Origin of the sequence: Chitinophaga sp. NPDC101104, assembly GCF_050277495.1 — a bacterium.
Lineage (GTDB): Bacteria > Bacteroidota > Bacteroidia > Chitinophagales > Chitinophagaceae > Chitinophaga.
In genome coordinates this window covers 101,695-115,716 of sequence record NZ_JBNNSF010000001.1, presented here as the reverse complement: position 1 = coordinate 115,716, position 14,022 = coordinate 101,695, and the positions used below count along the sequence as shown (strand labels likewise).

Sequence of the window (14,022 nt, the reverse complement as noted above, 5' to 3'; positions counted from 1 at the left end):
GCCTTTTTCTTTATTGCTGGTCGATCCATTTCAGGACATCGAGTACCGTATTGGCCGCCTGGTAAAAAAACGACGGCTGGATGCGGGAAAATTCGTCGCTGACCTTGTGGTAATCTTCATGATCTTCCACCCCGAAATAAATAAACGGCACCTGCTGTGCATGGAACGCACCCTGGTCGCTCTGGTTGGTCCAGTTCTGGCTGCCCTCGTCGGGCCGGTCGTGCCCCGTGAGCAGTTTGATCTTCGAATTGGCGGCGGCGGCGGTGATGGCGGGTTTGAGGTGGGGATTCTGAAACGTTCCGCAGGCGTACAATTCATTTTTACCATTGCGGCTTACCATATCGAGGTTGATATTGGCTTTGATTTTCTTCAGGGGAACGGGCGGGCGCGACACGAAATCCCTTGCGCCGCGGAGCCCCATTTCCTCCCCGTCGAACGCCGCGAAAATAAGGGTGTGGCGCGGCGGATGTTTGGCGAACCAGGCCGCAATGCCCAGGATGGCCGCTACGCCAGACGCGTTATCGTCTGCCCCGTTGAAAATACTGTCTGTCCCGTTGCCGGGCCCCACGCCTACGTGGTCGTAATGAGCGGATATAACGATCACGCTGTCGGTTTTGCCGGGGATATATCCGAAGAGGTTGGTGCCCATGATGCGCTTGTCGCCGCTCGTGAAATAGAACGGTTGTTCGTAAGTGCCTGCCCAGGGCTGGATACCTGCTTTTTTGAAACGGTCGAGGAGGTAAAACTGCGCCATCCGGTTGCCTCTGGAGCCCGTCTGGCGGCCCATGAACTTGTCGGCGCTGAGGGTTTCCACGTCTTTCAGCAACTGAACGGAATCTACCTGTGCCATGGCAGCCGGGGCCAATGCTGCGCAGCATATCAGCGTCAGGAGTGTCTTCATCTGGTTTCGTATTTACCCAAATGTAGGCAATAACGCCTGCTAAACCTGCGCAGTTGGCACAAAAAAGCCGGCTGCCCGATAAGGCGCCGGCTTTGCTATGTTTGGATGCATTGTTATTGGAAAAGGTGGAACACGCCCCAGCTGCAGACGTAGGCGAGCAGGGTCATGTACACGAACTGGATGAGGGGGTATTTCCAGCTTTTGGTTTCGCGCTTTACAATGGCGAGCGTGCTCATGCATTGCATGGCGAAGGCGTAGAAGATCATGAGCGAAAGCCCCGTGGCCAGGGTGTACACGGGCCGGCCGTCGGGCCATTTTGCCATGGCCATTTTCTCACGCAGCGTGGCGTCGCTTTCTTCGGCGTCGCCTACACTGTACAGCGTGGCCATGGTGCCAACGAACACTTCGCGCGCGGCGAAGGATGTGATCAGCGCGATGCCGATTTTCCAATCGTACCCCAGCGGTTTCACCACCGGTTCGATGGCATGACCAAGGATCCCGGCGTAGCTGTTGGCGAGTTTGGCGGAAGAAAAGTCGCGGTTCAGTTGTTCGATGGCGGCACTGTCTGTCGCAGCGGCGATCTGCGCTTCATATTCCTTGTGAACGGCGTCCATTTTTCCCGACGGACCGTAAGACGCCAGGGCCCACAATATTACCGAGATCACCATGATGACTTTACCTGCGTCGGTGACAAATATTTTCGCTTTCTCGATCATGGTGGTGCCCACGTTTTTCCAGCGGGGGGCGCGGTATACGGGGAGTTCCATGATGAAGTAGCTTTTCTCCTTTATTTTGATGAAAAGCTTCATAACAGCCGCCACGACGAACGCCATCACGAACCCGAGCAGGTACAGCACCATCATGGCGAGGCCCTGCAGGTTGAAGATGCCGAGCACCGGTACGTCGGGGATGACGAGGGCGATCATGATCGTATAAATGGGCAGCCTGGCCGAGCAGCTCATGAGCGGGGTGATCATGATGGTGATCAGGCGCTCTTTGCGGTTCTCGATGTTGCGCGCGGCCATGATGGCGGGAACGGCACATGCCACGCCTGAAATGAGGGGCATGACGGATTTCCCGTTCAGCCCCACCTGGCGCATGAGCCGGTCTGTGAGGAAGCTGATGCGGGCCATGTAGCCGGTATCTTCGAGGATGGTGATCAACCCGAAAAGTATCGCGATCTGCGGAATGAACACCGCGATGCCGCCAAGGCCGGCCACGATGCCGTTCACCAGGAGGTCTGTCCAGTTATTGTCTGGCAGCACGCCCGTCAGCCATCCGCCCAGGGAGCCGAAGCCGGCTTCGATGAGGTCCATGGGGTAGGAGGCGAGCCAGAAGATGCTTTGGAAAAGGAGGAACAGCACGCCCAGCAGGATGAGGTAGCCCCAAACGCGGTGCAGGAGGATGTTATCGATCCTTTCCGTCTGGAGTTGCTGCTGGAGGGGGTCGGTTTCCACCACCGTGATGTTCATGATATGTTTGATGCGGGCGTATCGCTGCATGATCTCTTCCGCCTGCACTTTCGTTTTGTTGAAGTTTTGCGCTTTCAGCAGTTCGCGCAAACCGCGTTGCTGTGTTTCGGGGATGAAAGTCAGCTCGTCGTGATTGGCGGCCACGTGCAGCGCCGCGTAGTCGCTGGAAACGGGGAAAATCTGCTTCACACCGTCTATCACCGCCGGGGCGAGCAAACGGTTTTCGATGAATTCCCGGGCGGGGACAACGAATTTCTCCTGCGCCACGAGCTCGATATTCTTTTTCAGGGGTTGCAAGCCCTTGTTCTTGCGCGGGTTGATGGCCACTACCGGCACGCCCAGCTCACGTTCCAGCCCGGCCAGATCGATCTCGATGCCTTTTTTCTTGGCGATGTCCATCATGGTGAGCCCGATGATCACGGGCATTTTCAGGTCGATGATCTGGGAGCAGAAGAGGAGATTGCGCTTGAGGTTGGATGCGTCGGCGATGATGATGACCATATCGGGGCGGTCGGCATTATCGGGTTGGAGGAGCACGTCGTACGTCACATATTCGTCCGCGCTTTTCGGGTACAGGGAGTAAGTACCGGGCAGGTCGATGATGTTCGCCTCCAGCGTCGGCGAAATGCGGGCGCTGCCGGTTTTTTTGTCGACGGTAACGCCGGGGAAGTTGCCTACTTTCTGGTTTAATCCTGTCAGCGCGTTAAAGAGCGAGCTTTTGCCGCTGTTCGGGTTGCCGACCAGCGCAATGTTGATGGGTGCCTTCATCCTTATCTGATCCTCCGGTTTTTTGAATATGCAAAACTAGCAATTAAATAGGGAGGGCAATGATCGGATCGGGAAAAATAGGACAGGCGGCGCTTTCCGAAAATGAAAAAACCGCGGTAAACACCGCGGTCTCTCAGGTTTTAGAAACTAAACTTATTGTGACGAATTGCTATATCTTATGCGATGGGTTTCGGTAGGCTGAACAGGAAACCGACAAACCGGTTCGCTGCGGTGGTTTTGGCGGGCTGAACGGAATCCGTTTTCCTTTCGGGTTGCGGATTATCGCGGTCGGGGCCCTGGTAGCGGTAGTTGCGGTCGAGGGAGTCGCGGAACTGGCGGTCAGACCCCGGGGCCGGCGGCAGATCCCTTCTTTCCCAGTCACCGTTCTCCTTCATTTTCAACTCCATACGTTCGTTTTCATCCCAATCGTGCCCTTCATCCCACCAGCGGCCGCGGCGGTAGCCGTCGAAAATGAAGTGGTTGCGCGCTTCCCGGTCAACGATCACTTCCTTGCCTGTGGGAACGAATACCGTGAGGTAAACCCGTTGGAGGCGGTATTTTGAATCGCGGGGGATGGAAAATCCGCTGGGCAGGAACAGGACCGAGTCGCGCTGGGAAAACTGGAACTGGATCTGGCTGGCCAGTTTGCGGGCTTCGGCGCTGGTGCGGCCTTTGGATTTCTTCGCTACGGCCACGCTGAATTTATCGTCCAGGCTTTTTTCGATGTTGATGACGATGTGCCCGATCACCACGGTGTCGTCGGAGATGCGCACATGATCGTCGAACATAAAGTGGTCGTCGATATCGAGCAATTCATCGGCGCGGGAGATGATGAGCCTGCCGTTGGAAGGCTGCTGGATGGAAATCTCTTCGCGGATCCCGTTTTCGGTGGTGAAATCGCGGGAAACGGATACGGCGAGGGAAACGGCGCATACGATGCCGAGGATCCAGAAGAAGCCGAGCGTCATGCCGGCGTATTTGTTCGGCATCCGGTTACCGGTGATCTTGCGCACGAGGAAAAGGATGAGCCCGAGGATGGGGATACCGATCAGCAGGGCAACCGTGGGCCAGAAAAGCATCGTTTGGGTGCCATCGGCGAAAATGAGGTGTTTGATCGGCAGCAGGACCGCGGAAAAGGAGGCAGCGGCGATCAGCCCCACTACCAACACGAAGAGCAGAACGAAGCCGAAGAAGACGAAAAACCCCTTGGCGATCCAGGCGATGGCGTTACCCAGCCCCCGGAAGAACGACTCTATCGCAGAACCGGCATCTCTACCGAACTGTTTCCCGCGGCCCGTGGAAAAATTTCGCACATCGTCCCCCATTCTTTCCATGCGGGCGCGGATCTGGTTCATTTCTTCCTGAACGGTCGCTTTAATATTGTTGACGTCTACACGCTCCCCCCGCATTTCCAGTTTTTCGGCGGCGGTGTCCGCTTCGGGCGTGGCAAACCAGAGGATGAGGTATACGAGGATACCGCCACCCCAGAAGAGGGCTGTGATGACGAAGAGGATGCGCATGATCACGGGGTCGATGCGGAAATACGCCGCCAGGCCGGAGCAAACGCCGCCGATCACCTTGTGGTCGGAATCGCGGTAGAAGCGTTTACGGGGGCGGATATACGGGTCGAACGCCTGTTGCTGGCTTTGCTGTTGCGATTGGGACGAAGAAGCGTTGCCGTTGGCAGGCTGCTCGTCGCCGAACTGCTCGGGCGTGCCCATGGATGCCTTGATATCGATCACGTCCTGGTCGGTAATGCAATGCGCGCCTTTGCGGATTTTATCCTGGAACACTTCGGCGATGCGGCTTTCGATATCGCTCACGATCTCGTCTGCCCCCTCTTCCTGCGAGAAATATCGCTTCAGGCTGTCCAGATACTGCCTGAGCAGCTCGTAGGCCGAGTCCTCGATGGGAATCAGGCGGCTGGAGAGGTTTATGTTGATAATCTTTTTCATCTCTGAATCTGGTTTTTAGGTTTTGGATGGGTATTTACTGATTTGATTCCGGTTGCTGGGTGAGTTGGTGAACGGCGTTGGCCAGTTCGTTCCAGGTGGCCTCCAAAACTTTATAAAAGGATTCCCCTTTATCGGTCATGGAGAAATATTTGCGCGGGGGGCCGGAGCTGCTTTCCACCCAGCGGTAGGTGAGCAATTCCGCGTTCTTGAGGCGTGTCAGAAGCGGATATAACGTCCCTTCCAGGATATCCAGCTTCGCTTCTTTCATTTTTTCGATAATGTCTGAAGGATAAGCCTCGCCTTGCTTGATGATGGACAGGATGCAGAATTCGAGCACCCCTTTTCTCATCTGTGATTGTGTGTTATCTATATTCATGGCAAGTGAGCTTTTGATGTTGGGCTGATACTTTCAGCTTGACGATTCAAAGATACAAACAATTTACTACTATGCAATACACAATACCCTTTAATGCAAAATAACTGGCGAAGAACATTACCGGTATTTTCCGTATAACTACCTGATTTAGTTTGATTTATGGGTGGAATTGGGGTAGGGGAGGGAAGGAAGGGAAAATGATGAACGGTAAATGGGCGGGATGGGCTATATGGCTATTATTAAACCGTAAGTTGCAGATTTATAGCAGCTTACCGGTTATTTAACATTTTTTTGACCCGGAAAAATAGAATTTATGGATTGCCGGGGTTATTTTTGCTCCACATTGGAGTGTGAAACTTACAATTCATGAAAAAATTAATCAGTGTTTTCCTAATCAGCCTGATGTGCATTCAGGTGCTTCCTATCAAGGAAGTGGGGAAACTATTGTTTAATAACCAGATTGTAGAGGAACACGTCGAAGGGAGCTGCGGGGCTAAAGGCGGTGTCAAACTGCTGGCCGATCTGAATTGCCATAAATATGGCGATGATGAAACCGCGATGGACCCGGCATTGTTCCTAACTTCTTACACTTACCGTTTATTGGAAGACGTTCCTGCCGGTCCTGTGCAGGAGATCCAGACCCCTCCTCCGAACGTGCTTGCTTAATTGCCGTTCGCGCCACCCGTTCCGGGCATGGCGCATTTGACTTTTCATTTTTTATTTTCTCTCCACGGACGACGCATTGCAAAGCCATCCTGAGGCTGTTCGACGTTTCCGTTCATGTGCTGCTCCGCGGGCGGTGGATGTACGGTGGTGATCGGAACGGGCCCGCGGTTCTGGCGACCAGCATTCCGGCATGGCTTTAATGACTGCAGCCCGGCCGGCCTGCGCGATGCCGTTGGTCCGTATAAAATCAACGCTACATGAGCAAGCAAATTCCTGCTACGTCCAATATGAAAGGCGACCTCTCTGCGGGGCTGGTGGTATTCCTGATCGCGGTGCCCCTTTGCCTCGGCATCGCCCTGGCTTCCGGCGCGCCCCTGTTTTCCGGCCTCATCGCGGGTATCGTGGGTGGCATCGTCGTAGGTTTCTTTTCCGGCTCCAACCTGAGCGTCAGCGGCCCGGCCGCAGGCCTCACCGCTATCGTGCTCACCGCCATCGGCAAACTGGGCGCATTCGAAGCTTTCCTCCTCGCCGTGGTACTGGCAGGCGCCATCCAGTTCCTGCTGGGGCTCATCCGCGCGGGGGTCATCGCCAACTATTTTCCGTCTAACGTTATTACCGGTATGCTCACCGCTATCGGTATCATCATCGTCTTAAAACAGATCCCCCATGCTTTCGGGTACGACGAGCATGCAGAAGGGGAACTTGCTTTCATCCAACACGATGGGGAGAATACTTTCACCTCCATCCTGAGCACCATTAATCATATACAGTTGGGGGCAGTGATCATCACCGCGATTTCCATCGCGATCCTGCTGTACTGGCAGAAAATCCCCAAACTGAAAGCCATCCCGGCTCCGCTTGTGGCCGTGCTCGCCGGCATCGGCCTCAATGCCCTGTTTATCGCCTCCGGCTCCACGCTGGCCCTGGAGCAAAGCCACCTGGTTTCGCTCCCCGTTGCCGCTTCCGCAAGCGAATTCGCCGGCCAGTTCACATTGCCCGACTTCAGCAAGATTCTCAATGCCGACGTTATCACCGTTGCGATCACCATCGCCGTGGTAGCTTCCATCGAGACCTTGCTGAACCTCGAGGCAACAGACAAGCTCGACCCGCTGAAACGTTACTCGGACCCCAACCGCGAACTGCGCGCCCAGGGCCTCGGCAACATGGTCAGCGGCCTTATCGGCGGCTTGCCCGTGACTTCGGTGATCGTCCGTTCTTCCGCCAACATCAACGCCGGCGGCCGCACCAAGATCGCCACCATTTCACATGGCCTGCTGCTGCTCGTTTGTGCGGCCCTCATCCCCACACTGCTCAACATGATCCCGCTGTCTACCCTCGCAGCCGTGCTGCTGGTAACCGGTTTCAAGCTGTGCAAACCCGCCATCTTCAAGCAAATGTTCGCCAAAGGCAAATACCAATGGATCCCCTTCGTGGTAACCGTGGTTACGATCGTGATGACGGACCTGCTCGTGGGCGTGGCCATCGGCCTGGGCGTGAGCGTGCTGTTCCTCCTCTGGGGCAACATGAAAAGCCCGTATTTCTTCCGCAAGGAAAAATACCGCACCGGCGATATGTTCGTGCTCGAGCTCACGCAGGAAGTTTCCTTCCTCAACAAAGCCAACATCCTGCTCACGCTGGATAAAATGCCCGTCAAGAGCACCGTGATCATCGACGCGGCCAAAACGCTGTACATCGACCAGGACGTGCTCGACATCATCCGTGAATTCGCGCAGATCAAGGCGCCGCAAAAGCAGATCAAGGTGGTGCTGCGCGGTTTTAAAGACGCTTATAAAGTGAATAATACCGACCATCTCTTCATGGACGGAGAGAAAGAACCACAGGTGGTCGTGTCTCACTCACAAGGCACCCACAAGGAATTATTGAAAGAACTATCAGTTAATTAAAAAAAATGATCCTGAAAATGAGAACACACAATAAACTCTCCCAAAGCAATACTACGCCCGAAATGGCGCTGGAAATCCTCAAAGAGGGGAACGACCGCTTCGTGAGCAACCTGCGCATCAACCGCAACCTGCTCGGTATGGTCAACGATACGAAAGAAGGACAGTGGCCGGTTGCGGCGATCGTGAGCTGTATGGACTCCCGCACTTCCGCCGAGCTCATCTTCGACCAGGGCCTGGGCGACATCTTCAGCATCCGCCTCGCCGGCGCAGTAGTGTCCGACAACGTGCTCGGCAGCCTCGAATACGCCTGCAAGGTTGCGGGGTCCAAATTCATCGTGGTGCTGGGCCACACGCATTGCGGTGCCATCAAGGGCGCGTGCGACCATGTGGAAATGGGCAACCTCACCGGCCTGCTCGGCAAGATCCGCCCGGCCGTTTTCCAGGAAAAAACCATCACGGAAAACAGAAATTCAAAAAACCACGAATTCGTGGAAGCCGTTACGAATATCCACACCGACCGCTCGGTGCAAGCCATCCTGGAGCAAAGCATCATTCTCGCAGAAATGATCGATAACGGGGAAGTAGGCATTATCGGAGCCATGTATGATGTCGAAACAGGTGTCGTTACTTTTCATGAACACACGAAGCGGATCGGAAAGCCGCTGCAGGTTGTAGAAAAAACCGCCTGACCCTGAAAAGTCAAAAGCCGGAAGAGCAGTCACTTCCGGCTTTTTTTATGTCTTGACCTGATGTTTCTTTACATGAATTTGTCGCCCTTGTGACGCTTCACTTCGGCCACGTATTCCTTGATCTGCTGTTCGTTTTGCTTTTTGCAGATGAGCAGCACATCGTTCGTGTCGATCACGATCATATCATCGAGCCCCTGCAGCAGCACGAGCTTATCGTTCGGCGCCTTCACCATGCATTTGGTGGCGTCTATCACCATCACGTTCTTGCCTTGCACGGCGTTGCCGAGGTAATCCTTCTCCAGGTTTTCGTAAGCCGAGGCCCAGGTGCCGAGGTCGCTCCAGCCGAAGTTGGAGGGGATCACGTACACGTTTTCCGCTTTTTCCATAATACCGTAGTCGATGGAAATATTGGTGCACTGGGTATATATCCGTTCGATCGTTTCTTTTTCCTTTGCCGTGTTGAGCACGCCGGCCGATTGCACGAACAGTTCGTCCATTTCGGGGAGATAAGCGGCCAGGGCCAGGAGGATGGATTTGGAGTTCCAGACGAAAATGCCCGCGTTCCAGAGGAAGTCGCCGCTTTTCAGGAAGGTTTTGGCCAGTTCCAGGTTGGGTTTTTCGGTGAAGGTTTTCACCTTGTAGACATTGTCGGCCACCTGTTCCGTTTCGTACTGGATGTACCCGTAGCCGGTGTCTGGCCGGGTGGGCTTGATGCCGAGGGTGAGCAGGGCATTGTTTTTCTGGGCGAACAGGAGGGCGTTGAGGCAAGTGCTGGTGAAAGACGTGGCGTCCATGATAAGATGGTCTGCCGGGGCGCAGATCATACTGGCCTTGGGGTCTTTCTTGTGGATTTTGTGGGAAATATATGCCACACAGGGTGCGGTATTTTTCCGCGACGGTTCGCTCACGATGTTTTCGACCGGCAGATTGGGCAATTGCTTGGCCACAGTGTCGGCGTAGTGATGGTGAGTTACTACGTAAATATTTTCTTCCGGAATGAACTGCGTGAACCGTTCATAGGTCCATTGCAGGAGGGTCTTGCCTGTATTGAGGATATCCAGGAATTGTTTAGGATAATCCGTGCGGCTGTAAGGCCAGAAGCGGCTTCCGATTCCGCCGGCCATGATGGCCACATAAAAATGGTTATTCAACGGTGTCATCTCTCAGATAATTCCTTCTCGGATTAAGTCGTGTAAATGTATAATTCCATGATACTGATCACCTTTCATGACCAGCAATTGGGTGATATCATAAGTTCTCATCATATCCAGCGCATTGACGGCGAGCTCATCGGCGTCGATGGTTTTCGGGTGTGTGCTCATGATGTCTGCCGCGGTGACGCCGGCGGCGTTCATGTTTTTTTCGAGCATACGCCTGAGGTCGCCATCGGTGATGATGCCCCGGAGCTGGTTATTTTCATCCACAACGCCGGTGACGCCCAGCATTTTGGAGGATATTTCCACGATCACTTCGCGGAGGCTGCTGCCGAGGCTTACCTTGGGCACCTGGTGCTGGCGGCTGAGGTCGCCCACCTTGAGGTAGAGCTTTTTGCCGAGGGTGCCGCCGGGGTGGAACCGGGCGAAATCTTCGGCGGTGAAGCCTTTCATCTCGATGAGGCAAACGGCGAGGGCGTCGCCCATCACCATTTGGGCCGTTGTGCTGGAAGTGGGGGCCAGGTTATTGGGGCAGGCCTCCTGCGATACATATGTATTCAGCACAAAATGTGCCGATTGCGCGAGGTAAGAATCCGCCTTGCCCACGATCGCCACGAGCACGTTGCCGAGGTTGCGGACGAGGGGGACGAGGACCTTTATCTCGGGGGATTCCCCGCTTTTCGAAATGACCACCACCACATCGTCCGGGGTGATCATCCCCAGATCGCCATGGATGGCGTCTGCCGCATGCATGAACAAAGCCGGCGTACCCGTAGAATTGAACGTGGCCACGATCTTCTGCGCTATTATAGCGCTTTTGCCGATGCCCGTGATCACCACACGCCCGGTACAGGCCGCCATCAGCTCCACCACACGCTCGAAATCCGCATTGATGTACTGTTCCAGGCTCCCGATCGCCGAAGATTCCAGCCTGATCGTCCTGATCCCTGTTTCCCGAATATTAACCGTTGTCTTCTGTTTCATGCGACAAACACAAATTTATCAATTTTTTACCCAAGCCCCACGATCCTGTAAATTATATTGACACAACGGGGTTTTTTAAGTAATTTCGTGTCCCCCAAAATTATATATCAATAATATTTCATCTATCGTCAGCGTTTTTTCGCTGCATATACTCGGATCTAACTAAATTAAATGTGATGGCTGTTGCAAAGGTAAGTTTGTTGGATGCATTACACGAACATTTTGGGTTTGATTCTTTCAAAGGGAATCAGGAGAAAATTATTAAAAGCATACTTTCCGGAAAAGATACATTCGTGATCATGCCAACCGGCGGCGGCAAATCGCTTTGCTACCAACTGCCGGCCCTGATGAGCCCCGGAGTTGCGCTCATAGTAAGCCCGCTGATCGCGCTGATGAAAAACCAGGTAGACCTGGTCCGTTCCTACAGCAGCAAAGACAACGTGGCCCACTTCCTGAACTCCACCCTGACGAAAGCGCAGATCAAGAAAGTTCGTACAGACCTGCAGTCCGGCAAAACAAAAATGCTTTACGTAGCGCCCGAAACGCTCACGAAACAGGAAAATATCGACTTCTTCCGCGAACTGGAGATTTCCTTCATCGCTGTGGACGAGGCGCACTGTATCTCCGAATGGGGACACGATTTCCGTCCGGAATACCGGCGGTTAAGGGAAATGATCGAAATGATCAGTCCCAACCTGCCCATCATCGCCCTCACCGCCACGGCCACGCCTAAGGTGCAGAGCGATATCGTCAAAAACCTGGAGCTCCGTTCCCCCGAAATCTTTATCTCCTCCTTCAACCGCCCGAACCTCTATTACGAGATCCGCCCGAAGCGCAAAAAGGAGCAGACCATCAAGGAAATCGTCAAGTTCATTCACCAGCATAAAGGCAAATCCGGCATCATCTACACCCTCAACCGTAAAACCACGGAAGAGCTCGCAGATATGCTCGTGGCCAACGGCATCAAAGCCGTAGCCTACCATGCCGGCCTCGACGCCACCACCCGCGCGCAGCGGCAGGATATGTTCCTCCTTGAGGAATGTGAAGTGATCGTGGCCACCATCGCCTTCGGGATGGGGATCGACAAGCCGGACGTCCGCTTCGTTATCCACTACAACATCCCCAAATCGCTGGAAAACTATTACCAGGAAACCGGGCGCGCCGGCCGCGATGGCCTCGAAGGCAACTGTATCTGCTTCTATTCCTACCAGGACGTGCAGAAACTGGAGCACCTCATGCGCGACAAGCCCCTTTCCGAGCGCGAAATGGGCGCACAGCTCATCAACGAAACCGTGGCTTACGCCGAAAGCGCCGTTTGCCGCCGCAAAGTGATCCTGCATTACTTCGGTGAGAAATACGACACCGAAGACTGCGGTAAATGCGACAACTGCCGCAATCCGAAAGAAAAGATCGAAGTCAAGAACCGCGTCGTGATCGCCCTCAAAGCCATTTCCTCCCTCGAAGAGCGATTCGGTACCGATTACGTCGTGAATATCATCACCGGCAAATCCAATCCCCAGATCACCACTTTCCGGCACGATAAGCTGGACGTGTTCGGGGAAGGGAAGGAGTTCGACGCCCATTTCTGGAATTCGCTCCTCCGCCAGATGATGCTGGAAGGGCTTATTGAAAAGGATATCGAAGAATACGGGCTTTTGAAGATCACCGAGAAAGGCCGGAAATTCATGAAAAAGCCGTACCTCATCCACGTGGCTCTCAACCACCAGTTCGAAGAGGAAGCGGCCGAAGAAGAAGAGAACGCCGCCGCGGAACCGCAGCCCACTGCCGACCCCGTGCTGTTCGAAATGCTCAAAGACCTCCGCAAGAAGGTTGCTCGCGAAAAGAACCTGCCGCCGTTCGTCATCTTCCTCGAAACTTCGCTCGAAGATATGGCCACCCAATTCCCCACCACCACCCAGGAACTGGAAAAGATCCAGGGCGTGAGCAAGGGAAAGGCCATCCGCTACGGCAAACAGTTCATCGACGTTATCGCCAAATTCGTGGAAGAGAACGATATCGTGAAGCCGGACGACTTCGTGCTGAAATCCGTCGTGAACAAGAGCGGGCTGAAGGTGTTCATCATTCAGAACATCGACAAGAAAATGCCCCTCGAAACCATCGCCCGCAACAAGGAACTGTCGTATTCCGAACTGCTCGACGAAATGGAGACCATCGTGGCCAGCGGTACCAAGCTGAACCTCGACTACTGCATCGACGAAGAGCTGGACGATTACGCGCAAGACGAGATCCTGGAATATTTCAAAGGCTGCGAAACCTCGAGCCTGGCGCTGGCGAAGGAAGAACTGGAAGAAGGCAACTATTCGATCGAACAGTTGAAATTAATGCGTATCAAGTTTTTAGTGGTTTATGGGAATTAATGAAGTAAAGAAAGAGATCGCCGGTGTTCGCGCGCAGATCGTGACACACCCGCTGTACGGACAGTTGCAGTCGATCGAAGACGTGCGCCGGTTCATGGAGCACCATGTATTTGCCGTATGGGATTTCATGAGCCTGCTGAAAGGACTGCAGCGTGCGCTCACTTGTGTGACAACGCCCTGGGTGCCAGTGGGCTCTCCCGAAACGCGGTTCCTCATCAACGAAATCGTGACCGGCGAGGAAAGCGACGTAGACGTTACCGGTACCATGCACTGCAGCCACTTCGAACTGTACATCCAGGCGATGGAGCAGGCCGGAGCCGATACGAAAAGGATCAATAGCCTGCTGGCGGGGATTCGCGGCGGGCAAACGTTGAGCGCTTTGCTGGAGGGTTTTCCGCCGTCCGTAAAAGGATTCCTTGAGTTTACCTTTGAAGTGATCGCTACCGATAAACCGCACATCATGGCGGCCGTTTTCACTTTCGGAAGAGAAGATCTTATTCCCGATATGTTCTACGCATTGGTGAAAGACCTGAACGAACAGTTCCCCGGAAAATTCGACATTTTCATTTATTACCTCGAGCGCCATATCGAAGTAGACGGCGATCATCACAGCAAGCTCGCGGAAAAAATGGTGGAAGAATTGTGCGGGAACGATCCGGAGAAATGGTCGGAAAGTGCCGCCTATGCTGCGAAAGCGCTGGAGTGGAGAAATAAGTTGTGGAACGGGATCAATGCCAAAGCAGAAATTTTCGAGTAATTCTTTGGAATTTTCAAG

General features: G+C 54.0%; 11 protein-coding genes. 5 read left to right on the top strand and 6 right to left on the bottom strand.

Annotated features, from left to right (window positions below; translation table 11 throughout):
* Positions 1 to 10: 10 nt before the first annotated feature.
* The 4 genes from ACQKLP_RS00495 to ACQKLP_RS00480 form a co-directional block, all read right to left on the bottom strand.
* Complete coding sequence (locus tag ACQKLP_RS00495; protein ID WP_427319038.1) at positions 11 to 901, bottom strand: M20/M25/M40 family metallo-hydrolase; 891 nt, start codon at positions 899 to 901, stop codon at positions 11 to 13.
* A 113-nt stretch (positions 902 to 1,014) separates the two neighbouring features.
* Positions 1,015 to 3,141 (bottom strand): ferrous iron transport protein B, encoded by a 2,127-nt coding sequence (gene feoB, locus ACQKLP_RS00490; protein WP_427319036.1) that lies wholly within the window; start codon positions 3,139 to 3,141, stop codon positions 1,015 to 1,017.
* Positions 3,142 to 3,317: 176 nt separating this feature from the next.
* A complete protein-coding gene (locus ACQKLP_RS00485; protein WP_427319034.1) occupies positions 3,318 to 5,096 on the bottom strand; it encodes a PspC domain-containing protein in 1,779 nt (592 codons plus the stop codon).
* A gap of 34 nt (positions 5,097 to 5,130) precedes the next feature.
* Positions 5,131 to 5,445: a PadR family transcriptional regulator gene (locus ACQKLP_RS00480; protein ID WP_427319032.1), complete on the bottom strand. Its 315-nt coding sequence runs from the start codon at positions 5,443 to 5,445 to the stop codon at positions 5,131 to 5,133.
* Between the two features lie 393 nt (positions 5,446 to 5,838).
* Here ACQKLP_RS00480 and ACQKLP_RS00475 point away from each other — a divergent pair, with 393 nt between their 5' ends.
* The 3 genes from ACQKLP_RS00475 (at position 5,839) to ACQKLP_RS00465 (ending at position 8,731) form a co-directional block, all read left to right on the top strand.
* Positions 5,839 to 6,138 (top strand): hypothetical protein, encoded by a 300-nt coding sequence (locus ACQKLP_RS00475; protein WP_427319030.1) that lies wholly within the window; start codon positions 5,839 to 5,841, stop codon positions 6,136 to 6,138.
* A gap of 257 nt (positions 6,139 to 6,395) precedes the next feature.
* Positions 6,396 to 8,042 carry a SulP family inorganic anion transporter gene (locus ACQKLP_RS00470; protein WP_427319028.1) on the top strand — a complete coding sequence of 549 codons (1,647 nt, stop codon included), beginning with the start codon at positions 6,396 to 6,398 and terminating at the stop codon, positions 8,040 to 8,042.
* Between the two features lie 17 nt (positions 8,043 to 8,059).
* A complete protein-coding gene (locus ACQKLP_RS00465; protein WP_423736980.1) occupies positions 8,060 to 8,731 on the top strand; it encodes a carbonic anhydrase family protein in 672 nt (223 codons plus the stop codon).
* Between the two features lie 68 nt (positions 8,732 to 8,799).
* On the opposite strand, the gene ACQKLP_RS00460 is transcribed toward ACQKLP_RS00465, so the two are convergent.
* On the bottom strand, positions 8,800 to 9,891 hold the full coding sequence (locus ACQKLP_RS00460) for a mannose-1-phosphate guanylyltransferase (RefSeq protein ID WP_427319026.1): 1,092 nt from the start codon (positions 9,889 to 9,891) through the stop codon (positions 8,800 to 8,802).
* A gap of 3 nt (positions 9,892 to 9,894) precedes the next feature.
* Positions 9,895 to 10,869 (bottom strand): KpsF/GutQ family sugar-phosphate isomerase, encoded by a 975-nt coding sequence (locus tag ACQKLP_RS00455; RefSeq protein WP_427319024.1) that lies wholly within the window; start codon positions 10,867 to 10,869, stop codon positions 9,895 to 9,897.
* Positions 10,870 to 11,045: 176 nt separating this feature from the next.
* Here ACQKLP_RS00455 and recQ point away from each other — a divergent pair, with 176 nt between their 5' ends.
* Both recQ and ACQKLP_RS00445 read left to right on the top strand, forming a co-directional pair.
* Positions 11,046 to 13,247: a DNA helicase RecQ gene (gene recQ, locus ACQKLP_RS00450; protein ID WP_427319022.1), complete on the top strand. Its 2,202-nt coding sequence runs from the start codon at positions 11,046 to 11,048 to the stop codon at positions 13,245 to 13,247.
* Positions 13,237 to 14,004, top strand: a complete 768-nt coding sequence (locus ACQKLP_RS00445; RefSeq protein WP_427319020.1) for a DUF3050 domain-containing protein — start codon at positions 13,237 to 13,239, stop codon at positions 14,002 to 14,004. The genes recQ and ACQKLP_RS00445 overlap by 11 nt, the downstream gene beginning before the upstream one ends.
* The last annotated feature ends 18 nt before the right edge of the window (positions 14,005 to 14,022 follow it).

What these genes read in the sequence shown, in the direction of transcription:
- ACQKLP_RS00475 (WP_427319030.1), top strand. Translation starts at nt 5,839, where the DNA reads ATGAAAAAATTAATCAGTGTTTTCCTAATCAGCCTGATGTGCATTCAG.
- ACQKLP_RS00470 (WP_427319028.1), top strand. Translation starts at nt 6,396, where the DNA reads ATGAGCAAGCAAATTCCTGCTACGTCCAATATGAAAGGCGACCTCTCT.
- ACQKLP_RS00445 (WP_427319020.1), top strand. Translation starts at nt 13,237, where the DNA reads ATGGGAATTAATGAAGTAAAGAAAGAGATCGCCGGTGTTCGCGCGCAG.
- ACQKLP_RS00460 (WP_427319026.1), bottom strand. Translation starts at nt 9,891, where the DNA reads ATGACACCGTTGAATAACCATTTTTATGTGGCCATCATGGCCGGCGGA.
- feoB (WP_427319036.1), bottom strand. Translation starts at nt 3,141, where the DNA reads ATGAAGGCACCCATCAACATTGCGCTGGTCGGCAACCCGAACAGCGGC.
- ACQKLP_RS00465 (WP_423736980.1), top strand. Translation starts at nt 8,060, where the DNA reads ATGAGAACACACAATAAACTCTCCCAAAGCAATACTACGCCCGAAATG.
- recQ (WP_427319022.1), top strand. Translation starts at nt 11,046, where the DNA reads ATGGCTGTTGCAAAGGTAAGTTTGTTGGATGCATTACACGAACATTTT.
- ACQKLP_RS00495 (WP_427319038.1), bottom strand. Translation starts at nt 901, where the DNA reads ATGAAGACACTCCTGACGCTGATATGCTGCGCAGCATTGGCCCCGGCT.
- ACQKLP_RS00485 (WP_427319034.1), bottom strand. Translation starts at nt 5,096, where the DNA reads ATGAAAAAGATTATCAACATAAACCTCTCCAGCCGCCTGATTCCCATC.
- ACQKLP_RS00455 (WP_427319024.1), bottom strand. Translation starts at nt 10,869, where the DNA reads ATGAAACAGAAGACAACGGTTAATATTCGGGAAACAGGGATCAGGACG.
- ACQKLP_RS00480 (WP_427319032.1), bottom strand. Translation starts at nt 5,445, where the DNA reads ATGAGAAAAGGGGTGCTCGAATTCTGCATCCTGTCCATCATCAAGCAA.